We start from the raw sequence: 21,675 nt of genomic DNA on the forward strand, positions 1-21,675 counted from the left end.
TGATGCCCTCATGCTGCCACGCGGGTCGGCGCCGTGACGGGCATGTGACGCCCGGTTTCGATCCGGCCGCCGCGTACCGTGGAGCCATGACGACGATCGCCCCCTACGGTTCCTGGATCTCGCCGCTGTCCGCCGCCGACGCCTCCGCCGCGGCCGCGCGGTTCGACAGCGCACGGTACGTCGGCGACGAGATCTGGTGGGGTGAGTCCCTGCCCAACGAGGGCGGCCGGACGACGGTGCGCCGCGCGGCCGACGACGGCACCGCGATCGACGTGCTGCCCGCGCCCTGGAGCGCCCGGTCCCGCGTGCACGAGTACGGCGGTGGGTCGTGGACGACCTCCGACGACGGCCGTCTGTTCTTCGTCGAGAAGACAGACCAGCGCGTCTGGATGCTGCGCCCCGGCGGCGAGCCCGAGGCCCTCACCCCGGTCGACGACCGCGCCCGCCACGGCGGCCTGCGCTGGCAGGCGGGCACCCTGCTGGCCGTCCGGGAGGTCCACGACGACTCCCCCGTCCCCCGCCGGTCGATCGTTGCGATCCCGCCCGCGGGCGGCGAGGTGCGTGAGCTCGTCACCGGGAGCGACTTCCTCGCTCAGCCCGCCCTGTCGCCCGACGGCCGGCGGCTCGCCTGGGTCGCGTGGGACCACCCGGACATGCCGTGGGACCGCACGCAGGTCCGCGTCGCGGAGCTCGACGACGGCCTCGTGTCGACCTGGCGGACGGTGACGTCGGGCGCGACCGCCGCGCTGCAGCCGGAGTGGGATGCCGCGGGCCGCCTCGTCTTCGTCGACGACCCGACGGGGCGGTGGAACCTCCGCCGCGAAGACGCGGCATCGCCCGAGGGATCCGTGCCGGTCGCACCCGCGGACGCGGACACCGGCGGCGGCCTGTGGGTGCTCGGCGTGCGGTGGTACGCCCCGCTCGCCGACGGCGGATTCGTCGCCGTCCGCACGAACGGAGCGGACGAGGTCGTCCGGATCGACGCGGACGGTGCCGTCACCGTCACCGACGTGCCGGCGCGGTCGCGGGTCGTCGTCGAGGACGTGGCGGGCTCGCGCGCGCTCGTCTCGGGGGCGGGCCCTGGGATCACCGGCATCTGGGAGATCGCCCCGGACGGACGCGCGCGCCTCGTCCGCGGCACACCCTCGGGTCTGGGCGCGGAGTGGATCCCGCCGGTGCGCCCGCTGACCGTCCCCGGACCGCACGGCGGCGTCCACACCTACGACCACCCGCCGACGAGCCCGGACTGCGCCGCCCCCGAGGGCGAACTGCCGCCGTACCTCGTCCTCGTGCACGGCGGCCCGACGGCGCACGTCGGCGGCGTCGCCGACAGCCGAATCACCTTCTTCACGAGCCGCGGCATCGGCGTCCTCGAGGTCAACTACGGCGGCTCGACCGGGTACGGACGCGCCTACCGCGAACGACTGCGGGGGCAGTGGGGCGTCGTCGACCGCGACGACGTGGCAGCCGCGGCATCCGGTCTCGCGGCGGAGGGACGAGCGGATGCCGCCCGCATCGCGATCGCCGGTGGTTCCGCCGGCGGGTGGACCGTCCTCGCCGCCCTCGTCGGGACGGACGTGTTCAGCGCGGGCATCTCCCGCTACGGGGTGGGGGATGCGCGGCTGCTGGCGACCGACACCCACGACTTCGAGGCGCGCTACCTCGACGGGCTCATCGGGCCCCTGCCCGAGGCCGAGGCGCTCTACCTCGAACGCTCACCCCTCGGCCACACGGAGGGCTTCCGCGTGCCGGTGCTCCTGCTGCAGGGCGCCGACGACGCGGTGGTGCCGCCGTCGCAGGCCGAGGCGATCCGGGACGCGCTGGCGGCGAAGGGCGTGCCCCACGCCTACGTCCTGTACGACGGCGAGGGGCACGGCTTCCGACGGGCGGAGAACGTCATCCACGCGCTCGAGTCCGAACTCGCCTTCCTGGGCGAGGTGTTCGGTTTCGAGACGCCCGGCGTCCCCGCGATCACGCTCAGCTGACCGCGGGCGCGCTCAGCGGGTGAACGGCGCGAGCTCCGCGGCGAGTCGCTCCGACACGTGCGCGTGGACGGCGGTGCCACCCTCCTCGTGGCGCGTCGACAGGATGTGACCGGACTCGTGGACCGCGTTGACGAGGTCGCCGCGGTCGTACGGCACGAGCGCCCGGACCTCGACGGCCGGCAACGGCAGGGCGTCCTCGATCGTCGCGCGCAGCTCGGCGACGCCTTCGCCCGTCCGGGACGAGACGAAGTGGGCCTTCGGCTCGAGCCCGCGCAGCACGAGCCGCGTGTCGGGGTCGATGAGGTCGGCCTTGTTGAAGACGACGATCTCGTTCGTCGAACGAGCGCCCACGTCGCCCATCACGTCGCGCACGGTCGCCAGCTGCGCCGCCGGATCGGGGTGCGACCCGTCGACGACGTGCACGATGACGTCGGCATCGCCGACCTCCTCGAGCGTCGAGCGGAACGCCTCGACCAGCTGGTGCGGCAGGTTGCGGACGAACCCGACGGTGTCGGTGAGGGTGTAGACGCGTCCGTCGGCGGCCTGGGCCCGGCGCACCGTGGCATCCAGGGTCGCGAACAGGGCGTTCTCGACGAGAACACCCGCGCTCGTGAGCTTGTTCAGCAGGCTCGACTTGCCGGCGTTCGTGTACCCCGCGATCGCGATCGAGGGGATCGTGTTGCGCTTGCGCTCGGCGCGCTTGGCGTCGCGGGCTGGCGCGAAGTCGCGGATCTGCCGGCGCAGCATCGCCATGCGGGTGCGGATGCGGCGACGGTCGAGCTCGATCTTCGTCTCACCGGGACCACGCGAGCCCATACCGGCACCGCCGGCACCGACCTGACCACCCGCCTGACGGCTCATCGAGTCACCCCACCCGCGCAGGCGCGGGAGGAGGTACTCGAGTTGGGCGAGCTCGACCTGCGCCTTGCCCTCGCGGCTCTTGGCGTGCTGGCTGAAGATGTCGAGGATGACGGTCGTGCGGTCGATGACCTTGACCTTGACGACGTCCTCGAGCGCACGCCGCTGGCTGGGGGCGAGCTCGGTGTCGGCGATGACGGTGTCGGCGCCGACGGCGACGACGAGGTCGCGCAGCTCCGCGGCCTTCCCGCGGCCGATGTAGGTCGCCGGGTCGGGGTGCGGACGCCGCTGCAACACGCCGTCGAGGACGACGGCACCGGCGGTCTCGGCGAGCGCCGCGAGCTCGCGCAGCGAGTTCTCGGCATCCTCCGTCGATCCCTGCGGGTAGACGCCCACGAGGACGACGTTCTCGAGGCGCAGCTGCCGGTACTCGACCTCGGTGACGTCCTCGAGTTCGGTCGACAGGCCGGGGACGCGGCGCAGCGCAGCGCGCTCCTCGCGGTCCCACTGCTCGCCGTCGGTGTCGCCGTAGGCGACGGTGCTCTCGTCCTGCAACGCCTGTGCGGCGCCGAACACGCGCACCCCCGAACGCGCTTCGGCGCGCGCGAGCACGCGGTCGACCGGGTCCACCGGTTCGTCCGTCGTGGCAGGGGTGGTGGTGTCTGTCATGTGATCCTTTCGCGGCCTCGCGGCCATCCGTGAACTCTAGCTTCCCGCGCCCGGGACCGCCTCCGCTACGCTCGTCGCATGGGGAGCGACCATTACTTCAGCGCGTCCCCGTCCAGCTCTGAGAACCTCCGCCGCATCCGTGTGTCCCTCGCCGGTCGCGATGTCGAGGTGACGACGGCGGGCGGGGTGTTCAGTCCCGACCACATCGACGGCGGGACGGCGGTGCTCCTGGCGAACACTCCCCCACCACCGGCAGGCGGGCATCTGCTCGACCTCGGATGCGGCTGGGGTCCGATCGCGCTGTCCCTCGCCCTCGACGCCCCGCGCGCCACCGTCTGGGCCGTGGACGTCAACGAGCGGGCTCTCGACCTCGTCCGCCGCAACGCGGAGGAACTCGGCCTCGACAATGTCAACGCCGTGCAGCCCGAAGATGTTCCGGAGGACGTCGCCTTCCGCACGATCCGCTCGAACCCCCCGATCCGGGTGGGCAAGGACGTCCTGCACGGGATGCTCGAGACCTGGATCCCCCGGCTCGCCGAACGCAGCGACGCGTGGCTCGTCGTCCAGCGCAACCTCGGCTCCGATTCGCTGCAGCGCTGGCTCGCCGCCTCGCTGGACCGCGGCTATTCGGTCAGCCGCGCGGCGACCGGACGCGGCTTCCGCGTGTTGAAGGTGCGCCGCCACGGCACGCCCGCGACGGGCACGATCCCGCTCCCCTGACGTCGCCGTCCGACTCAGGCGAGGGTGATCTCGCCGGAGAAGACGAGGGATGCCGGCCCCGAGAGGAGCACCCGCTCCCCCGCATCCGTCCGGACCACCCGGACGCCCAGGCGACCGCCCGGCACGTCGACGGTCCAACGGTCCGGCGCACCGGTGCCGGCCCAGTGACGGACGGCGAGCGCGGATGCCGCGACCCCCGTCCCGCACGAAAGGGTTTCGCCCACGCCGCGCTCGAACACGCGCATGCGGATGGCGCCGACGCCGTCGGTGACGAGGGGCTCCTCGGGGACGACGAACTCGACGTTCGCGCCGGCGGCGGGCTCCGGGTCGAGGAGCGGCTGCACGGACAGGTCCAGCCCGGCGAGCTCGTCCTCGCTGGAGAGCGCGACGACGACGTGCGGGTTGCCGACGTCGATGCCGAGACCGGGTCGGGCGACCTTGAGCCCGCGGGCGCGGACGAGGACCTCGTTCGCCGTCGGTCGCCACAGGCCCAGGTCGACCTCGAAGCCGTTGTCGGCGAGGGTGACGGTCTTGGTGCCGGCGCGGGTGCCGATGCGGAGGGTCTCGCCCGGCGCGAGCGTCGCGAGCCCGGCGCTGAGCAGGTACTTCACGAAGACGCGGACCCCGTTGCCGCACATCTCGGCGACGGATCCGTCGGCGTTGCGGTAGTCCATGAACCATTCGGCATCGGGCGTCTGCGCACCGGCGTCGATGGCCGAGGAGCGCACGACCCGCAACAGCCCGTCACCGCCGATGCCGAAGCGACGATCGGTGAGGGCGGCGATCTGCTCGCCGGTCAGGTGCAAATCGCCGTCGGGATCGGCGACCACGACGAAGTCGTTGCCCGTCCCGTGGCCCTTCGTGAATGCGATCGTCGACACCCGACCAGTCTAGGCGCGGGCCGCGGCGCGGACGCCGGTCACCGCGAGGGGCGCGCGACCCGGAGGCCGGCGTCCATCAGTTCGAGCGACCAGGCGACGCTCGCCTCGACATCGACGTCGATCCGGAAGCCGTGCGCGGCGTCCAGGACGGCGAAGCCGTGGAGGATGCTGCGCAGCATGCGGATGGCGTGGACGTGCTCCGTCCGCGGCAGACCGTACCGGTCGAGTACTCCGCCGAGCGCGTCGAGGCTGTCGCTGAGCGCGTGGGCGAGCGGGTCGTCATCGTCTTTCGGTTCGGCTGCGGTGGACGCCGCGTACCGACCGGGATGGTCCGAGACGTAGCGCCGGAACGCCGCGGCGACATCGGCGAGCGACGGCTCCCCGCCCTGTGCGGACCGAGCGTCGCGGAATAGCGCCGCGAGCTCCTGCGCCGCCAGGGTCGCCACGCGATGGCCGAGCTCGGGGAGCCCGCCGGAGACGTGCTTGTAGAGCGACGGCGGCCGGACACCGACACGCTCGGCCAACGCGGTCATCGTCAGCGCGGGGAGCCCCTGCTCGTCGATCAGCTCGGCCGCGGCGCGGGTGACGGCGTCGACGTCCAGGCCCGCCCTAGGCATCCGCCGCCTCGCCGGCCGGAAGGAGCGAGCGGAGGAACGGCAGTACCAGCTCGACCACCTCGTCGGGACGTTCGACGTGCGGATAGTGCCCGGCCCCGTCGATGACCGAGAGACGACCGACACCGGGCGGGAGCGCGGCGACGATGCCCTCGCCCTCGACACGCGGGTCCGCCCAGTCCGGGTCGGCGGACCCCATCACCACGAGAACGGGCACCGTCACGCGGGGAAGCTGCTCCCCCGCGTCCGCCGGGCTGGTCCGCCCCATCGCCCGGAGCGCCGCCATGCGCTCCCGATCGGCGAGGTGGCGAGCGATGTGCGCCCGTTCGTCCGCCCAGTCGTCGGGCTTGTCCGGGACGGCGAGGTCGAGGTAGCGGAGCCAGGCGGGCACGCTGCCGCGGAGCATCATGCTCGCGAGATGCGTCATCCCCCGCCGATGGCGCGGACTCCGGATCATGCCCCGCAGATCGAATCGCTGCGCGCGCGTGAAGGGGGCGAGCTCGATGACACCGGCGACGTCCTGCGGGGCGCGCGCGGCGGCGATCGTCGCCGCTCCCCCGCTGATCGACTGGCCGATGATGACCGTGGGGCCGCCGAGGTGACGGATGACCGTGAGGAGGTCCTCGGCGATGTCGCCGCGACCGTATGCCGCCCACGTGGGGCTCGATTCCCCGCAGCCGCGGATGTCGACGTTCGCCACGCGGAACCCCGCCTCGACGAGCCTCGGCACGACGAAACGGTAGGAGCGCCGCGAGTCGCCCATCCCGTGCGCGAGGACGACCAACGGACCTTGCCCGACCACGTCGACGGCGAGCTCTCCGCCGTCGATCTCCAGCTTCTCCTGCATCGTCGTCCTTTCCGCATCGGCTGCGATGCGTTCAGGCTACGGCTATTAGCTTTAGCTTGTCAACTCGTCGACCAGTCGGGCGCCGGGGGTCCCGGCATCCACCCACCGGATCCCGGGGTACCGGCGGAACCACGACACCTGACGGCGGGCGTACCGCCGCGTCAGCGCTTGGGTTTCGGCGATCGCCTCGTCCTCGGTCATCCGGCCCGCGAGCTGCGCGAGGGCCTGCGCGTAGCCGATTGCGCGGGGCGCGGTCGGGCCCGACTCGAGCCGCTGCGCCCGCAACGTCTCGACCTCGGCGAGCAGACCGTCCCGCCACATCCCGCGCACCCGCTCGTCGAGTCGCTGCACGAGCTCCTCGCGCTCGAGGTTTACGCCCACGATCGTCGTGTCGGGATGCCACAGCACGGGCGCGTCCGGCAGCGCGGCGCCGTGCGTGTCGGCGCCCTGCAGGAGCACCTCGAGGGCGCGGACGACGCGCCTGCCGTTGCGCGGATCGAGACGGCCGGCGGCATCCGGGTCCACCTCCCGGATGCGGGCGAGGAGCGCCTCGGCGCCGTGCGCGTCGAGGTCCGCCTCGAGACGGGCGCGCAGGGCGGGATCGCGCGGCGGGAACCGGAAGTCGAAGACGACACTCGAGACGTAGAGGCCAGACCCGCCGACGAGGATCGCGTCGCCACCGCGGTCGAAGATCCCGCGGATCGCCGCCCGCGCGCGCTCCTGGTAGACCGCGACGGCGACGTCCTCGGTCACGTCGAACTCGTCGAAGAGGTGATGCGGGATGCCGCGACGCTCCGCCTCGGGCAGTTTGGCCGTCCCGATGTCCATGCCGCGGTAGAGCTGCATGGCGTCGGCGTTCACGATCTCGGCCGGCCGACCGCGACGGATCAGCTCCTCGGCGATCTCCAGCGACAGCGCGGTCTTGCCGGTGCCGGTCGCGCCGACGATCGCCCACAGGCGCGCCGCGCCCACGGGATCAGAGCCCGGGCGTCGCGGTGCGCAGCGCCGGCAGACCGAGCGAGACCGCGCGGGGCCCTGCCTCCCCCGCCGGGACGGGCACGCCGCAGGAGTCCGCCTGCGCGCGGTCCCACGCGTCGCCGGCCCGCGTGCGGCGGATGCGCAGCGGCGCGCCGTCGGGGCTGTCGGCGAGCAGGTGGAACGGAGCGGCGTGGGTGATCACCGTCGTGACGACGTCGCCGGGGCGCGGCGTCGGCGATCCGTCGGGAACCTCGAAGTGCACGAGGCGGTTGTCCGCGGCGCGACCGGTCAGGCGGCGGGTCGCGGCATCCTTCTTCCCCTCCCCGGTGGACACGAGCACCTCGACCGTGCGACCGAGCTGGGCCTGGTTCTCCTCGAGCGAGATCCGCTCCTGGAGGGCGACGAGGCGGTTGTAACGCTCCTGCACGACCTCCTTCGGCACCTGGTCGGGCATGGTCGCCGCGGGCGTGCCCTCGCGGATCGAGTACTGGAAGGTGAACGCGCCGGCGAACCGCGCCTGCTCGACGACACGCATCGTGTCCTCGAAGTCCTCCTCGGTCTCGCCGGGGAACCCGACGATGATGTCCGTCGAGATCGCGGCGTGCGGCATCTTCTCGCGCACACGGTCGAGGATGCCGAGGAACCGCTCGCTGCGGTACGAACGACGCATCGCCTTGAGGATGCGGTCCGATCCCGACTGCAGGGGCATGTGCAGCTGCGGCATGACCGCGGGGGTCTCGGCCATCGCATCGATCACGTCGTCGGTGAAGGCGGCCGGGTGCGGGCTCGTGAAGCGCACCCGCTCGAGACCGGGGATCTCGCCGGCGGCGCGGAGGAGCTTGCTGAAGGCCTGCCGGTCGCCGAACTCGACGCCGTAACTGTTGACGTTCTGACCGAGCAGGGTGACCTCGATCGCGCCGTCCTCGACGAGCAGCCGGATCTCGTTCAGGATGTCGCCGGGGCGACGGTCCTTCTCCTTGCCGCGCAGGCTCGGGACGATGCAGAACGTGCACGTGTTGTTGCAGCCGACCGAGATGGAGACCCAGCCGCTGTGCGCGGAGTCGCGCTTGGTGGGGAGGGTCGAGGGGAACACCTCGAGAGACTCCAGGATCTCGAGCTCCGCCTCGCCGTTGTGGCGGGCACGCTCGAGGAGGCTCGGAAGCGACCCCATGTTGTGGGTACCGAAGACCACGTCGACCCAGGGCGCCTTCTGCTGGACGGCATCCTTGTCCATCTGGGCCAGGCACCCGCCGACGGCGATCTGCATGCCGTCGTGCTTGTCCTTGCGGCTCTTGAGGTGACCGAGCGTGCCGTACAGCTTGCCCGCCGCGTTGTCGCGCACCGCGCACGTGTTGATCACGACGACATCGGCCTCGGTCCCCGCATCGGCGCGCACGTACCCGGCCGACTCGAGCGAACCCGAAAGCCGCTCGGAGTCGTGGACGTTCATCTGGCACCCGAACGTCCGCACCTCGTAGGTGCGCGGCCGGCCGTCGGCGGCGAGCGCGGCGGCGGACGGGGCGATAAGGGTGGGGGCAGCGGAAGGGCTGGTCATGATCAGGCCATTCTACGAGCCGCGTCGCGGTACCGGAGGCGGCGCCGCTCAGCGCAGGAGCGAACGGAGGCGGCCCGCCGAGATGGCGCTGAAGACGACCGCCACAGCCAGCAGGATCGTGACGGCCGCCCACGCGGGCACCGTCGCGGCCCCGACGGCGATGTCGATGCCGTAAAACTCCGACAGGTCGGCGACGGCCTTCGTGTCGCCACCCGTCACCGCCTGGAGCGTGCCCTCCGTGAAGGGGCGCCGCAGCAGCATCGCCCCCTGCGCGAACGGCAGCGCGTTGATGACGTCGGCCACGGTCTCGGGCAGCGAGCCGACCGGGATGTACGAGCCCGCGACGAACCCCAGCACGGTGCCCACGACGGTGGAGAACGCGGAGTAGGCCCCGGTCGTCGTGAGGAACGACGCTCCGAAGCACCCGAGAGTCGTGAACGCCGCGCAGCACAGGAGCATCGCCCCGAGGGCAGCGGCGATCTGCTCCGGCGGCAGCCACGCGCCGCGGACGAGACCGAGGTGCACGACGGTGAGGACGAAGATGATCCCCGACATGAGCACGGCGACGGTGACCGAGGAGAGGAGGTAGCCGAGCACGAGGTGCGTTCGCCGGATCGGGGCGACCAGGAAATCGCCGAACCGCCCCGTCGCCCGATCGTCCACGAACACCGAGACGGCGCCGATGCCCGAGGTGACCGTCGTGAGCAGCACGATGCCCGACAGCATCCAACTGTCGACGAACGCCTCGATCTCGCCGCGGCTCGCGCGAGGCAGGGACTGCTCGAGCCCGTCGACCTGCAGCCGCGCGAGGAAGAGCGTGTACAGGAGGAAGAGGATGAGACCGCTCAGCAGCGAGAAGAAGACGTTGAGGCGGTCGCGGAAGAAGAGGGTGAGGTTGCGGCGCACAATGGCCGCGACGATCCTCACGCCGCCTCCTCCGTTTCGTCCCGTCGGCCCGTGAGCGCGAGGAACACGTCGTCCATGCGCCCGTGCCGGAACTCGAAGTCGCGCACGCCGTCGCCTAGGACGGCGAGGATGCGGCGGGCCTGGTCCGCGCCCGCCACGGGGACGACCAGCACCTCGCCGTCACGTTCGACCGTCGCGGGATCGACGTCGGGATGGGCGAGCACGGCCGCGGGGTCGTCGGTCGTCACAGTGAGGATGCTGCGGCTGAACCGGGCGCGCAACTCGGTCGGCGTCCCCTCGGCCACGATGCGGCCCGCGTCGATGATGCTGACCTGATCGGCTTCCTCGGTCTCCTCCATGTAATGGGTCGTGAGGAAGACGGTGAGTCCCCGCTCGCGGCGGAGTCTGCCGATCGCGGCCCAGACAGCGACGCGGCTGGCGGGGTCGAGGCCCGCCGTCGGTTCGTCGAGGAAGAGGATCGCCGGCTCGTGAAGGAGGGCGCGCGCGATGTCCGCGCGGCGGCGCTGACCGCCGGACAGCCGTCCGTACGGGCGCCCGAGGACGTCCTCGAGCTCGATCACCTCGGACAGTTCGGACAGACGCACACCGAAGCACCTGCGGGACACGCCCGACAGCGTCGCCCGCAGGGCGAGGTTCTCCCGCACTGTGAGGCCGTCGTCGAGCAGCGAGCGCTGGAAGACGACGCCGATCTCGGACCGCACCGCCTCACCGTCGGCCGCCACGTCCCGGCCGGCCACGCGCACGCGACCCGCATCGGCCCGGAGCAGCGTCGTGAGGCATCCGATCGTCGTCGACTTGCCCGCGCCGTTGGCGCCGAGGAAGGCGAACAGCTGCCCGTCGGGGACGGTCAGCGAGATCCCGTCCACCGCCCGCACCGCCCGGTACGACTTGACGAGTCCCTCGACCTCGATCGCCACTGCACGCCCTCTCCGTCGTGCGATGCGCACGTGGGGCCGAGTCTGTCAGACGAGGCCGCACGACGACACCGTCGACACGGGAGTCACGGCTCGAAACGAACCCCGCTCCGCGAAGGCGCGCTGAGCTCATCCAGCGCCTGACGCGCCACCGACAGCGCGACGGCGCCGTACCCCCGTCGGGCGAGCTGCCCCGCCAACCGCCGCAGCGCGGCATCCCGCTCCACACCCATCAGTGCGCGCGCCTTGGTACGGGCGAACTCGAGAGCGCGCTCCGCCTCGTCGTCGGGAAGCTGCGCAAGCGCCTCGTCGACGACCTCTCGCGGGATTCCTCGCTGCGAGAGCGTCTGCGCGATGGCCTGACGACCCTGCGCCTTGCGGGAGGTCGCCTTGTCGATGAGCTGCTCCGCCAGGGCGGCGTCGTCGAGGTACCCCAACGAGAGGAACCTGTCGATGATGCCCTCGGATGCGGTCTCGTCGAGGTCGTGCTCTCGGAGAGCCGATCGCGCCTCCCGGACGGACAGCGACCGCGTGCGGAGTTTTCGCAGCAGCGTCCGCTCCGCCGCCGCAGCGGCCTCATCTTCCTCGGCGGGGACGACCACGGGAAGGGTTCCCGTCGCCGGATGGGCGGCACGCGCGGCCCGCTCCGATTCCGATCGCTCGCCGATCCATGTCGCATGCCACGGCTGGGCCTCGGTATCGCCGGAGGATACGGATGAGCGCTCGACCCGCTGTCCGAAGAGGGGGATGACGGGGGCGAGCGAGTCGCGCTCGCCCCCGTTCCGGTCCGTCATGATCAGGCCGGGCGGCGAGCCGCCAGCTCGTCGGGCGTCGCGGCATCCGCTTCAGCCTGCTTGGGCTGACCGATGCCGAGCTTCTGCTTGATCTTGGTCTCGATCTCGGCTGCCACATCGGTGTTCTTCAGTAGGAAGTTGCGGGAGTTCTCCTTGCCCTGACCGAGCTGCTCGCCCTCGTACGTGTACCACGCACCCGACTTCTTGACGATGCCGTGCTCGACGCCGAAGTCGATGAGGCTGCCCTCGCGGGAGATCCCGACACCGTAGAGGATGTCGAACTCCGCCTGCTTGAAGGGAGGCGCCATCTTGTTCTTGACGACCTTCACACGTGTGCGGTTGCCCACGGCCTCGGAGCCGTCCTTCAGCGTCTCGATGCGACGGATGTCGAGGCGGACGGACGCGTAGAACTTGAGCGCCTTACCGCCGGCGGTGGTCTCGGGCGAACCGAAGAACACACCGATCTTCTCGCGGAGCTGGTTGATGAAGATCGCGGTCGTCTTCGTCTGATTCAGACCACCCGTGATCTTGCGGAGGGCCTGCGACATGAGGCGCGCCTGGAGACCCACGTGGGAGTCACCCATCTCACCCTTGATCTCGGCCTCGGGGACGAGCGCGGCGACGGAGTCGATGACGACGAGGTCGATGGCGCCGGAGCGGATCAGCATGTCGGCGATCTCGAGCGCCTGCTCACCCGTGTCGGGCTGCGAGACGAGCAGGGCGTCGATGTCGACGCCCAGCTTCTCGGCGTAGGCGGGGTCGAGGGCGTGCTCGGCATCGATGAAGGCGGCGATGCCACCGGCGCGCTGCGTGTTCGCGATCGCGTGCAGCGTCAGCGTCGTCTTACCCGAGGACTCCGGACCGTAGATCTCCACGACACGGCCGCGGGGGATGCCGCCGATACCGAGCGCGACGTCGAGCGCGATGGAACCGGTCGGGATGACCTCGACGGGAGCGCGCTCGTCGCTGCCCAGTCGCATGATCGATCCTTTGCCGAACTGGCGATCGATCTGGGCGAGGGCCGATTCGAGGGCCTTCTCGCGGTCGGCAGGTGATGGCATGTCGTGCTCCTTCGTGATCGCGGTTCCGTCGCCCGTAGGCTGTCGCGATCGTCACCGACGGTTCGGATTCTGCGACAGGGCGGGGGTGTCATCTGACGTCGTTCACGTTAGGAGGACCCTCCGACATCCATCTGCCGGCGCCTGCTTCCGTGGATGACGTCTCTACGACACCCGCTGTGAAGGAGACTACGCCCGCATCGAACGCATCTTCGATACGACACGCCGGTCAGCGGCGCGGATCGAGCCGTCCTGCCCCGTGTCGGCGGGCGACGGGGACGTCGGTCTCCGCGCAGAGCGCGTACCAGACCTCGCGAGGCGGGACGCCGGCGTCCAGCGCTTCGCGCGCCGTCTTGTTACCCACGGCGGAGAGCACCAGATCCGAGACGAGGGCGGACCCCCCGGCACCGAACTCGTCCGAGACGGCGCGATCGAACTCGCTGTGACGCATCGAGCGGTCAGCGCAGTGACAGCTCGGGAGCGGGGACGTCCTCTCCCAGCGACGCGAGGTCGTCCGGGACGACGTCGCTCAGCGAGTGCAAGCCCTCCAGCACGGAGATGCGCTCGCCCACCTCGCGCATGATGGCGGAGATCGGCACATCCAGTGCCTCGGCGACGGCGGCGAGGATCTCGCTCGACGCCTCCTTCTGCCCGCGCTCGACTTCGCTCAGGTAGCCGAGGGCCACACTGGCCTTGCCGGACACCTGGCGGAGGGTGTGACCCTTCTGCAGACGGAAGTCGCGGAGGACGTCACCGATCTCTTGACGAACCAGGATCATGCGTGGGCCCTCCCTCTGCTGCGATCCACCGAATCCCTTGCGGGGGAACCACGGTACAACACGTTCGATGTCACCCTAGACCCCGAGCGCTGGGGAATGGATGGGAATCACCGAGACGTAACGTGCACGGAACAAGCGCTATTCCCGCCTCAGAGAGCGTCGACGGCGAGCGTGATCGCACGGGCTGCCGCAGCCGTGCGGATCTCGTCCCGGTCGCCCTCCAACAGGAGCGACTCGACCCGCGAACCGAGGGGCGTGGAGACGGCGATGTGCACCGTTCCCACCGGCTGCCCGTCCGACGACACCGGGCCTGCGATCCCCGTCGTGGCGATGCCGACGTCGGCGGGCTCGGCGCCGCCGACGGTGCGGCGGACGCCGTCCGCCATCTGGCGCGCCACCCGCGGATGCACGGGACCGTGGGCCTCGAGGAGGGTCGCGTCGACACCGAGGAGCCGCTCCTTCAGATCGGTGGCGTAGGCGACGACGCCGCCGCGGAAGACGGCCGACGCACCCGACACCGAGACGACGGATGCCGCGACGAGGCCGCCCGTGAGCGACTCGGCGACACCGAGGGTCCACCCCAGTTCCTTCAGTCGCTCGACGAGCCGCTCGGACTCGGAGCGGGGTCCGCTGGCGACCGCGGTCTGCTCGAGCTCCTCGGGGAGTTCGCTGGGCGTCCGGCGCATCATGGCTTCCTCGAGGTGCGGGAGCGGAGCGCGGTGACGACGTAGTCGATCCCGCTGGCGACGGTCAGGACGACGGCCACGCTCATCGTGATCGTGTTGACGACGTGGATCCACTCCCCCACGACCGTCCAGAGCGGTAGGAGGGCGAGCGAGAGGGCGACGGCCTGCGCGACCGTCTTCAGCTTGCCCATCCAGGCGGCCGCCACCACGTGGTCGGTGGCCACGACGAGGCGGTGCACCGTGATCCCGAGTTCGCGCACGAGGACGAGGACGACGACCCAGACGGGCAGTTCCCCGAGGATGGACAGCGACACGAAGGCGGCGCCAGTCAGCACCTTGTCGGCGATCGGATCGAGCAGCTTGCCGAGGTCCGTCACGATGTCGTGCTTGCGGGCGAGATACCCGTCGATGCCGTCCGTCGCGATCGCGACGATGAACAGCACCGCCGCCCACCACCGGAGCGGGCCGTCCGAGCCGCCGTCGGCGAGGAGCATCCAGACGAACACCGGCGCGCACAGGATGCGCAGGATCGTGATGGCGTTCGGGAGCTGCCGCGGGATCGTCACGGTCCGAGCCTATCGAGTCGCGGACACCCGACCTCAGTCGCGGCCCGTGAGACCCCAGGCATCCTCATCGCCCTCGGACTCGACGACCTCGTAGCCCTCGAACTGCTGCGTCACCGCGTCGGGCCCGTACGGGTCGGCCGCAGGAGTCGACACGGGCGTCGCGTCCGCCGGAGGCTCCTCGCCGCGGAGGCGGGCGAGGACGGCGGGCAGCTCGTCGGGGGTGACGAGCACGTCGCGGGCCTTGGAACCCTCGGAGGGACCGACGATCTCGCGCGCCTCGAGGAGGTCCATGAGGCGACCCGCCTTCGCGAAGCCGACCCGGAGCTTGCGCTGCAGCATCGACGTCGACCCGAACTGGGTCGTGATGATCTGCTCGGCGGCGGCGAGGAGCAGCTCGAGGTCGTCACCGATGTCGGCGTCGATCTCCTTCTTCTCGACGATCGCCTCGACGTCCTTGCGGTACTCGGGACGCGCCTGGTTCTTGACGTGCGCGACGACCTTCTCGATCTCCTTCTCGGCGACCCACGCGCCCTGCACACGCACGGCCTTTGAGGCCCCCATCGGGAGGAAGAGGCCGTCGCCCTGTCCGATGAGGCGGTCGGCGCCGGGCTGGTCGAGGATGACGCGCGAGTCGGTGACGCTCGTCACGGCGAAGGCGAGTCGGGACGGAACGTTCGCCTTGATCAGACCCGTCACGACGTCGACCGACGGCCGCTGCGTCGCAAGGACGAGATGGATGCCGGAGGCACGGGCCAACTGCGTGATGCGGACGATCGAGTCCTCGACGTCGCGGGGGGCGACCATCATGAGGTCCGCGAGCTCGTCGACCACGACCAGCAGGTAGGGATAGGGCTTCAGGACGCGCTCGCTGCCGGCGGGGAGCTGGATCTCGCCGGCCACGACGGCACGGTTGAAGTCGTCGATGTGGCGGAATCCGAACGACGCGAGGTCGTCGTACCGCATGTCCATCTCCTTCACGACCCACTGCAGCGCTTCGGCCGCTTTCTTGGGGTTCGTGATGATGGGCGTGATGAGGTGCGGCACGCCGGCGTACGAGGTGAGCTCCACCCGCTTGGGGTCGATGAGCACCATGCGGACGTCCGACGGCTTCGCGCGCATCAGCAGGCTCGTGATCATCGAGTTCACGAAGCTCGACTTGCCCGAACCGGTCGAGCCCGCGACCAGGAGGTGGGGCATCTTGGCGAGGTTGGCGACCACGTAGCCGCCGCCGACGTCCTTCCCGATGCCGATCGTCATGGGATGCGTCGCCTGCTGCGCGTTGGGCGAGCGCAGGACGTCGCCGAGCGTGACGATCTCGCGGTCGGTGTTGGGGATCTCGACACCGATCGCGCTCTTGCCCGGGATCGGGGCGAGGATGCGGACCTCGTTGGAGGCGACGGCGTAGGCGATGTTGTTGGTCAGCGCGGTGATGCGCTCGACCTTGACCCCGGACCCCAGAGCGATCTCGTACTGGGTCACGGTCGGACCGCGCGAGAAGCCGGTCACCTTCGCGTCGATGGAGAACTGCTCGAAGACGCCCATGATGGCGCGGACCATCGCGTCGTTCGCCTCGGAGCGCGCCTTGTGCGGCGTACCGGCGGCGAGCGCGTCGGCGGACGGCAGCCGGTAGTCCGCGGCATCCGGGTCGACGGAGTCGAGGTTCGCGGCCACGAAGTCCGGCAGCGGCGGGACGGGCGGCACGTCCCCGGCCGCGGCGTCGCGTTTGCGGCCCGGCGTGCGAGGCGCGGCGGGCGCGATGATCTCCGTCACGGCATCCGGCATCACCTCGGGCGTCGGCGTCGTCACCGGGTTGTCGAAGCTGCCGTCGCCGCTGGCCTCGAGGAGCGCCGTCAGGTCGTCGGCGCCCAGTCCGCCGTCGGCATCCTCTTCGCGGCCGGACTTGTTCCGCCGCCACCAGGGCAGCGACTCGCCCTCGTCCTCGGGTGCGTCGAAGGCGACCGTCGGTCCGGTCCGCCCCTGGGACGGGGCGTCGTCGGCCTCGGAGCGCTCGGCGCCGAACATCCAGGCGTACAGGTCGCCGAGGCGCCGCCCGATGCGGTTCGGCGGTGTCTTGGTGAGGATGAGGACGCTGAGGAACGCGAGCAGGCCGAGCACGATGCCGGCCCCGATCTCGGTGAGCACCGTCAACGGTTCGCCGATGGCCCACCCGAAGAGGCCGCCCGCGGCGCTCAGTGCGGCGAGGCCCTCGCTCGGCTGCGGCCGGTTGGCGACGACGTGGCAGAACCCGGCGACCGCGAGGATGAACAGGCCCGCGCCGATGCCGATCCGGCCGTTGTCGTGGACGGAGGGCGGATGCCGGAAGAGCCACCCCGCGAGCAGGAGCAGGATGACGGGGAAGACGAACGCCTCGCGCCCGATGAGCGCACCCACGGTGTAGGCGCTGATGTTGGTGCCGACCTCGGTCCCGATGAGGAACCACTCGACGACGGCGCCGGCGATCGCCATGAGGACGAGGAGGAACGGGAACCCGTCGCGCCGCTGGTCCTTCTCGAGCGATTCGGAGCCGAAGGCGCGGAACATGCCGCCCGCCACGTGCGCGAGCCCCAGCCAGGCGCGGACCAGGACCGGGGGACGCTCGACGTCGTCGACGTACCGCTTCGGGGCCGGTTCGGCCTTTCGACGAGGCGTGGGCTCGGCTTTCTTCGCGCGCGCCGAGGAGCCCGACGCGGAGGCGCGGGGTTTGCTGGCCGGACTGCTGCTCCTGGGCATACCTTCCACGGTAGGCGCGAGGACCGACATGTGCCCGGATTGACGCGACCCCTCGCCCGTATCCGCGGTCAGCCGAGGCGAATGACCATCGTGTCGCGGCCGAACCCGCTGCGCGTGACCGCGAACCCCTCGCCCCGGTAGAGGACCTGGGCGAAGTTCCCCCGCTCGACGGACAGGCAGATGCGCGCGCGGCCCTCGGCACGGGCCTCGTCGCACAGTCGCCGCAGGAGCGCACGCCCGACGCCGTGCGAACGCCACAGCGGTTTCACCCCGATGATGAGCTCGGGCACCCCTGTGCCGACGTACCCGAAGCCGGGATCGTTCGGCGGCATCGTCCGGTACCACGCGGCCCCGATCTGTTCCGCGCCGGCGACGGCGACGAACCCGACGTCACCGGGCCGCATCCACCCCGACAGGTACCTGCTGTAGTCGGGATGCGACAGGATCTCGTATCGCGGGCGCGCCGCACCGGGCCGCCAGTTGGCGGCCTCGACGACCATGTCGCCGAGGAACACCCCGTCCGCCTGAACGGCCGGGCGCAGCGACCACGACTCGGGCATGCCCGAATGGTAGCGGCCTCGTCAGGCTTCGATCACCATGGGGACGATCATCGGCCGGCGACGCAGCGACTGGTTGACCCAGCGCCCGATCGTGCGGCGCACGACCTGCTGCAGGGCGTGCTGGTCGCGGACACCCGACTGGGCGGCGTCGGTGAGCGCCTGAGCGATCTTCGGCTTCACGGAGTCGAACACCGCATCGTCCTCCGCGACACCGCGCGCGTGGATCTCGGGACCCGTGACGATACGGCCGGTCGCGGCATCCACCACGACGATGACGGAGATGAACCCCTCCTCACCCAGGATGCGACGATCCTTCAGGTCGGCGTCCGTGATCTCGCCGACGGACGACCCGTCGACGTACACGAAGCCGAGGTCGAGCTGACCCACGACACGAGCCACCCCGTCCGTCAGGTCGATGACGGTGCCGTTCTCGGCGAGGATCGTATTCTCGGCGGGGATGCCGCTGTCCTGCGCGAGCTTGGCGTTCGCCATGAGGTGGCGGTACTCGCCGTGGACGGGCAGGACGTTCTTCGGCTTCAGGATGTTGTAGCAGTAGAGGAGCTCACCGGCGGCGGCGTGGCCCGAGACGTGGACCTTCGCGTTCGCCTTGTGCACGACGTTCGCCCCGAGCTTGGTCAGCCCGTCGATCACGCGGTACACGGCGTTCTCGTTGCCCGGGATGAGGCTCGAGGCCAGGATGACCGTGTCGCCCTCGCCCGGCTCGATCGCGTGGTCGAGGTTCGCCATCCGCGACAGCACGGCCATCGGCTCGCCCTGCGAACCCGTCGACATGTAGACGATGCGGTCGTCGGGCAGGTCCTTGGCCTTCTTGTAGTCGATCAGCACGCCGTCGGGGACGTGGAGGTAGCCGAGCTGCTCGGCGATCGTCATGTTGCGGACCATCGACCGGCCGAGGAACGCGACCCGCCGGCCGTGCGCGGCGGCAGCGTCGATGACCTGCTGGACGCGGTGGACGTGGCTCGAGAAGCTCGCGACGATGACGCGGCGCGGTGCCTTGCCGATCACCTGATCGAGCACCGGCCCGATGGCGCGCTCGAGCGGGGTGAAGCCGGGGACGTCGGCGTTCGTGGAGTCGACGAGGAAGAGGTCGACCCCCTCCTCGCCGAGACGGGCGAACGCGCGGAGGTCCGTGAGGCGACCGTCGAGCGGCAGCTGGTCCATCTTGAAGTCGCCCGTCGCGAGGACGAGGCCCGCGGGGGTGCGGATGCCGACGGCCAGCGCATCCGGGATGGAGTGGTTGACCGCGACGAACTCGAGGTCGAAGGGCCCCACCTGCTCGCGCTGCCCCTCCTTGACCGTGAGCGTGTACGGCTTGATCCGGTGCTCCTTGAGCTTCGCCTCGACGAGCGCGAGGGTCAGCTGCGACCCGATGAGGGGGATGTCGCCCTTGCGCTTGAGGAGGTAGGGCACCGCTCCAATGTGATCCTCGTGACCGTGCGTGAGGACGACGCCGACGATGTCGTCGAGCCGGCCGCGGATCGCCTCGAAGTCGGGCAGGATCAGGTCGACGCCGGGCTGGTGCTCCTCGGGGAAGAGCACGCCGCAGTCGACGATGAGCAGCTTGCCGTCGAACTCGAAGACCGTCATGTTGCGGCCGACCTCACCGAGTCCGCCGACGGGGGTCACCCGGAGCGTGCCGGGAGCGAGCGCCTCAGGCGCTGAGACGGTCGTGCTCATCGAGTTGTTCCATGCACCTTCGGGAGGGCGCCGCCGGCGGCGGCGTTGCGGTCGGGGCGGAAGTTGGAGAAGTCGGCACCGTCGACATCCTTCACGAGGGCGAGTTCGTCCTCGATGAGGGCGGCTTCCCACTCCTCCGGCCCGACGAGCGGCAGACGCACGCGCGGGCTGGAGATGCGGCCGAGTCCGTGGAGGATGTACTTCGCACTCACGGTGCCCGGGACGTGGGTCATCACGGCGCGGACGAGGGGTTCGAGCTTCTGGTGCGCGGCGGTCGCGGTCTTCAGGTCGCCCTGGTTCACGGCATCCACGATCACGCGGTACGGCGCGGACGTGATGTTGGCGGTCACACCGATGAGTCCGGCGGCGCCGATCGACAGGTGCGGCAGGACGTTCGCGTCGTCGCCGGAGAAGTAGAGCAGGTCGGTCTGGTTGAGGACACGGCTGACCTCGCTGAAGTCACCCTTGGCGTCCTTCACCGCGAGGATGTTGGGATGCTTGGCGAGGCGCAGAATCGTCTCGTAGGTGATCGGGACACCCGTGCGACCCGGGATGTCGTAGAGGATGACGGGCAGGTCCGTCGCGTCGGCGACGAGGCGGAAATGCGTCAGGATGCCGGCCTGGGTGGGCTTGTTGTAGTACGGCGTGACGATCATGATGCCGTCCGCGCCGGCCTTCTCGCTCGCCTTGTAGAGCTCGATCGCGTGAGCGGTCTCGTTGGAGCCGCCGCCCGTGATGATCTTGGCGCGACCCGAGGAGACGGACTTGCCGACCTCGACGAGCTTCAGCTTCTCGGCATCCGTCAGCGTGCTGGTCTCACCGGTCGTGCCGGTCACGACGATGCCGTCGGCGCCGCCGGTGATGACGTCGTCGATGTGCTTCTCGACCGCGGGCCAATCGACCTCGCCGTCGGCCGTCATCGGAGTGACGAGCGCGACGAGCACCTGACCGAACGGATTGGCGGAGTGCGTCATGGTTCCCAGGGTACCGGTCGGGGTCCGTCTGTCGTGCGGGGTGGTGGGGGTCGGGCGGCTGGGTCGGGCGCGCGGTCGGGTTCGAGCGGAAAAGACCGGCCAGGTGGAGGGCGCGCCCGGGTGACCGCCGAGTGAGCGGCGCGCCGGCCCGTTCACCGGTCTCTCGATCAGAAGGCGGCACGGACGCGACGGCCGAAGTCGGACTCGTGACCGCCGCGTGCGAGGACCCCGAGGACGGCGGACTCGACCGTGGGCCAATCGTGGAGGATCATCGCCGCGTCGAATCTCAGGGTCACGAAGCCGAGGGTCGCCGCGACCGCATCACGGACGAGGTCGCGGTGCCTGCCCTCGCCTCCATGCGTTCGACCGTCGGCCTCGATGATGAGGCAGTCCCCTACGACCAGGTCGACTCTGCCGACGCCGGGAATGGAGACCTGGGAGAGGCAGGGGATGCCGAGGAGGTGCAGCCGATATCGGATGAGCGTTTCGAGCCCGCTGTCCGCATCCGCTCGCGCGAGATCGACCAGTGGACGAATGCCGACGGGTACCGCGGTTCGCAGCTCTTCCCGTTCGCCGTGCGTGAGGAGCCCCTGCCGCAGCGAGGATTCGAGCGCGCAGAGAAAGGCCTCCGTGCCGGCGCATCGGGCAATCTGGCTCAGGCAGTGCACGAGGTCGACCGTCTCGAGGCGACGCGGTGCCCGGTGACCGTCTCGGTGGACGACGACGCCGACGGGCGCGGGGACGGTGTGTCGGTCGGGATCGACCCACATGTGGGTCTGCGAGTGCGGTCCCCCATCGAGGGTCCAGAGCCCGTGATGTCGCGCGGCGCTGAGGCAGGCGACCCGACCCCGCCCTCGTAGCGCCTCAAGAACGGCGGGGGTG

22 protein-coding genes are annotated in these 21,675 nt (G+C 70.8%); 3 read left to right on the plus strand and 19 right to left on the minus strand.

Features of this window, described 5'->3' with window-relative positions:
* Nucleotides 1-86: 86 nt before the first annotated feature.
* On the plus strand, nt 87-1,985 hold the full coding sequence (locus AB0P29_RS13295; protein WP_363380436.1) for a prolyl oligopeptidase family serine peptidase: 1,899 nt from the start codon (nt 87-89) through the stop codon (nt 1,983-1,985).
* 12 nt (nt 1,986-1,997) lie between these two features.
* On the opposite strand, the gene hflX is transcribed toward AB0P29_RS13295, so the two are convergent.
* Nucleotides 1,998-3,512, minus strand: a complete 1,515-nt coding sequence (hflX, locus tag AB0P29_RS13300; RefSeq protein WP_363380438.1) for a GTPase HflX — start codon at nt 3,510-3,512, stop codon at nt 1,998-2,000.
* A gap of 78 nt (nt 3,513-3,590) precedes the next feature.
* Between hflX and AB0P29_RS13305 the strand changes: the two genes are divergently transcribed.
* Nucleotides 3,591-4,232 (plus strand): methyltransferase, encoded by a 642-nt coding sequence (locus AB0P29_RS13305; RefSeq protein ID WP_363380440.1) that lies wholly within the window; start codon nt 3,591-3,593, stop codon nt 4,230-4,232.
* A gap of 14 nt (nt 4,233-4,246) precedes the next feature.
* Here AB0P29_RS13305 and dapF read toward each other — a convergent pair whose 3' ends face one another.
* From dapF to AB0P29_RS13395, 18 genes are all read right to left on the minus strand, one after another.
* Nucleotides 4,247-5,113: a diaminopimelate epimerase gene (gene dapF / locus AB0P29_RS13310; RefSeq protein WP_311289782.1), complete on the minus strand. Its 867-nt coding sequence runs from the start codon at nt 5,111-5,113 to the stop codon at nt 4,247-4,249.
* A 38-nt stretch (nt 5,114-5,151) separates the two neighbouring features.
* The gene (locus AB0P29_RS13315) at nt 5,152-5,730 is read right to left on the minus strand and encodes a WHG domain-containing protein (protein ID WP_363380443.1); all 579 of its coding nucleotides are present in this window, start codon (nt 5,728-5,730) and stop codon (nt 5,152-5,154) included.
* Complete coding sequence (locus AB0P29_RS13320) at nt 5,723-6,574, minus strand: alpha/beta hydrolase (RefSeq protein ID WP_363380446.1); 852 nt, start codon at nt 6,572-6,574, stop codon at nt 5,723-5,725. The genes AB0P29_RS13315 and AB0P29_RS13320 overlap by 8 nt, the downstream gene beginning before the upstream one ends.
* 51 nt (nt 6,575-6,625) lie before the next feature.
* A complete protein-coding gene (gene miaA, locus AB0P29_RS13325) occupies nt 6,626-7,546 on the minus strand; it encodes a tRNA (adenosine(37)-N6)-dimethylallyltransferase MiaA (protein WP_363380449.1) in 921 nt (306 codons plus the stop codon).
* 4 nt (nt 7,547-7,550) lie between these two features.
* Nucleotides 7,551-9,107, minus strand: a complete 1,557-nt coding sequence (gene miaB / locus AB0P29_RS13330) for a tRNA (N6-isopentenyl adenosine(37)-C2)-methylthiotransferase MiaB (RefSeq protein WP_363380451.1) — start codon at nt 9,105-9,107, stop codon at nt 7,551-7,553.
* 48 nt (nt 9,108-9,155) lie between these two features.
* Nucleotides 9,156-10,034 carry an ABC transporter permease gene (locus AB0P29_RS13335; protein ID WP_363380454.1) on the minus strand — a complete coding sequence of 293 codons (879 nt, stop codon included), beginning with the start codon at nt 10,032-10,034 and terminating at the stop codon, nt 9,156-9,158.
* A complete protein-coding gene (locus tag AB0P29_RS13340) occupies nt 10,031-10,951 on the minus strand; it encodes an ABC transporter ATP-binding protein (protein ID WP_363380458.1) in 921 nt (306 codons plus the stop codon). Before AB0P29_RS13340 ends, AB0P29_RS13335 begins: the two co-directional genes overlap by 4 nt.
* Nucleotides 10,952-11,034: 83 nt before the next feature.
* Complete coding sequence (locus AB0P29_RS13345) at nt 11,035-11,742, minus strand: regulatory protein RecX (RefSeq protein WP_363380461.1); 708 nt, start codon at nt 11,740-11,742, stop codon at nt 11,035-11,037.
* 2 nt (nt 11,743-11,744) lie between these two features.
* Nucleotides 11,745-12,803 (minus strand): recombinase RecA, encoded by a 1,059-nt coding sequence (recA, locus tag AB0P29_RS13350; protein WP_253034316.1) that lies wholly within the window; start codon nt 12,801-12,803, stop codon nt 11,745-11,747.
* 226 nt (nt 12,804-13,029) lie between these two features.
* Nucleotides 13,030-13,251, minus strand: coding sequence for a DUF3046 domain-containing protein (locus AB0P29_RS13355; protein ID WP_064003189.1), 222 nt, complete (start codon nt 13,249-13,251; stop codon nt 13,030-13,032).
* A 7-nt stretch (nt 13,252-13,258) separates the two neighbouring features.
* Nucleotides 13,259-13,579 (minus strand): helix-turn-helix transcriptional regulator, encoded by a 321-nt coding sequence (locus tag AB0P29_RS13360; RefSeq protein WP_064003188.1) that lies wholly within the window; start codon nt 13,577-13,579, stop codon nt 13,259-13,261.
* A 149-nt stretch (nt 13,580-13,728) separates the two neighbouring features.
* Complete coding sequence (locus AB0P29_RS13365) at nt 13,729-14,265, minus strand: CinA family protein (RefSeq protein ID WP_217531378.1); 537 nt, start codon at nt 14,263-14,265, stop codon at nt 13,729-13,731.
* Entirely contained in the window at nt 14,265-14,831 is a 567-nt protein-coding gene (gene pgsA, locus AB0P29_RS13370; RefSeq protein WP_217531379.1) for a CDP-diacylglycerol--glycerol-3-phosphate 3-phosphatidyltransferase, read from the minus strand. Before pgsA ends, AB0P29_RS13365 begins: the two co-directional genes overlap by 1 nt.
* A gap of 33 nt (nt 14,832-14,864) precedes the next feature.
* Nucleotides 14,865-17,561 carry a DNA translocase FtsK gene (locus AB0P29_RS13375; RefSeq protein WP_363380466.1) on the minus strand — a complete coding sequence of 899 codons (2,697 nt, stop codon included), beginning with the start codon at nt 17,559-17,561 and terminating at the stop codon, nt 14,865-14,867.
* 68 nt (nt 17,562-17,629) lie between these two features.
* Nucleotides 17,630-18,121: a GNAT family N-acetyltransferase gene (locus tag AB0P29_RS13380; RefSeq protein WP_363380468.1), complete on the minus strand. Its 492-nt coding sequence runs from the start codon at nt 18,119-18,121 to the stop codon at nt 17,630-17,632.
* Between the two features lie 21 nt (nt 18,122-18,142).
* On the minus strand, nt 18,143-19,819 hold the full coding sequence (locus AB0P29_RS13385) for a ribonuclease J (RefSeq protein WP_363380471.1): 1,677 nt from the start codon (nt 19,817-19,819) through the stop codon (nt 18,143-18,145).
* Complete coding sequence (gene dapA, locus AB0P29_RS13390; RefSeq protein WP_253034311.1) at nt 19,816-20,793, minus strand: 4-hydroxy-tetrahydrodipicolinate synthase; 978 nt, start codon at nt 20,791-20,793, stop codon at nt 19,816-19,818. Before dapA ends, AB0P29_RS13385 begins: the two co-directional genes overlap by 4 nt.
* Before the next feature lie 167 nt (nt 20,794-20,960).
* Nucleotides 20,961-21,260 carry a DUF559 domain-containing protein gene (locus AB0P29_RS13395; protein ID WP_363380624.1) on the minus strand — a complete coding sequence of 100 codons (300 nt, stop codon included), beginning with the start codon at nt 21,258-21,260 and terminating at the stop codon, nt 20,961-20,963.
* Between AB0P29_RS13395 and AB0P29_RS13400 the strand changes: the two genes are divergently transcribed.
* Nucleotides 21,150-21,653 carry a hypothetical protein gene (locus AB0P29_RS13400; RefSeq protein WP_363380636.1) on the plus strand — a complete coding sequence of 168 codons (504 nt, stop codon included), beginning with the start codon at nt 21,150-21,152 and terminating at the stop codon, nt 21,651-21,653. The genes AB0P29_RS13395 and AB0P29_RS13400 overlap by 111 nt on opposite strands.
* Nucleotides 21,654-21,675: the final 22 nt, after the last annotated feature.

It is taken from the genome of Microbacterium sp. NPDC080220 (genome assembly GCF_040686395.1).
GTDB classification, from domain to species: domain Bacteria; phylum Actinomycetota; class Actinomycetes; order Actinomycetales; family Microbacteriaceae; genus Microbacterium; species Microbacterium gawkjiense.

Bases quoted from the DNA above. Each gene is read 5' to 3' on its own strand.
- AB0P29_RS13385 (WP_363380471.1), bottom strand. From the start codon at position 19,819: ATGAGCACGACCGTCTCAGCGCCTGAGGCGCTCGCTCCCGGCACGCTC.
- AB0P29_RS13360 (WP_064003188.1), bottom strand. From the start codon at position 13,579: ATGATCCTGGTTCGTCAAGAGATCGGTGACGTCCTCCGCGACTTCCGT.
- AB0P29_RS13345 (WP_363380461.1), bottom strand. From the start codon at position 11,742: ATGACGGACCGGAACGGGGGCGAGCGCGACTCGCTCGCCCCCGTCATC.
- AB0P29_RS13305 (WP_363380440.1), top strand. From the start codon at position 3,591: ATGGGGAGCGACCATTACTTCAGCGCGTCCCCGTCCAGCTCTGAGAAC.
- AB0P29_RS13315 (WP_363380443.1), bottom strand. From the start codon at position 5,730: ATGCCTAGGGCGGGCCTGGACGTCGACGCCGTCACCCGCGCCGCGGCC.
- AB0P29_RS13320 (WP_363380446.1), bottom strand. From the start codon at position 6,574: ATGCAGGAGAAGCTGGAGATCGACGGCGGAGAGCTCGCCGTCGACGTG.
- hflX (WP_363380438.1), bottom strand. From the start codon at position 3,512: ATGACAGACACCACCACCCCTGCCACGACGGACGAACCGGTGGACCCG.
- AB0P29_RS13375 (WP_363380466.1), bottom strand. From the start codon at position 17,561: ATGCCCAGGAGCAGCAGTCCGGCCAGCAAACCCCGCGCCTCCGCGTCG.
- dapA (WP_253034311.1), bottom strand. From the start codon at position 20,793: ATGACGCACTCCGCCAATCCGTTCGGTCAGGTGCTCGTCGCGCTCGTC.
- miaB (WP_363380451.1), bottom strand. From the start codon at position 9,107: ATGACCAGCCCTTCCGCTGCCCCCACCCTTATCGCCCCGTCCGCCGCC.
- AB0P29_RS13400 (WP_363380636.1), top strand. From the start codon at position 21,150: ATGCGTTCGACCGTCGGCCTCGATGATGAGGCAGTCCCCTACGACCAG.
- AB0P29_RS13355 (WP_064003189.1), bottom strand. From the start codon at position 13,251: ATGCGTCACAGCGAGTTCGATCGCGCCGTCTCGGACGAGTTCGGTGCC.
- AB0P29_RS13295 (WP_363380436.1), top strand. From the start codon at position 87: ATGACGACGATCGCCCCCTACGGTTCCTGGATCTCGCCGCTGTCCGCC.
- AB0P29_RS13365 (WP_217531378.1), bottom strand. From the start codon at position 14,265: ATGCGCCGGACGCCCAGCGAACTCCCCGAGGAGCTCGAGCAGACCGCG.
- AB0P29_RS13380 (WP_363380468.1), bottom strand. From the start codon at position 18,121: ATGCCCGAGTCGTGGTCGCTGCGCCCGGCCGTTCAGGCGGACGGGGTG.
- recA (WP_253034316.1), bottom strand. From the start codon at position 12,803: ATGCCATCACCTGCCGACCGCGAGAAGGCCCTCGAATCGGCCCTCGCC.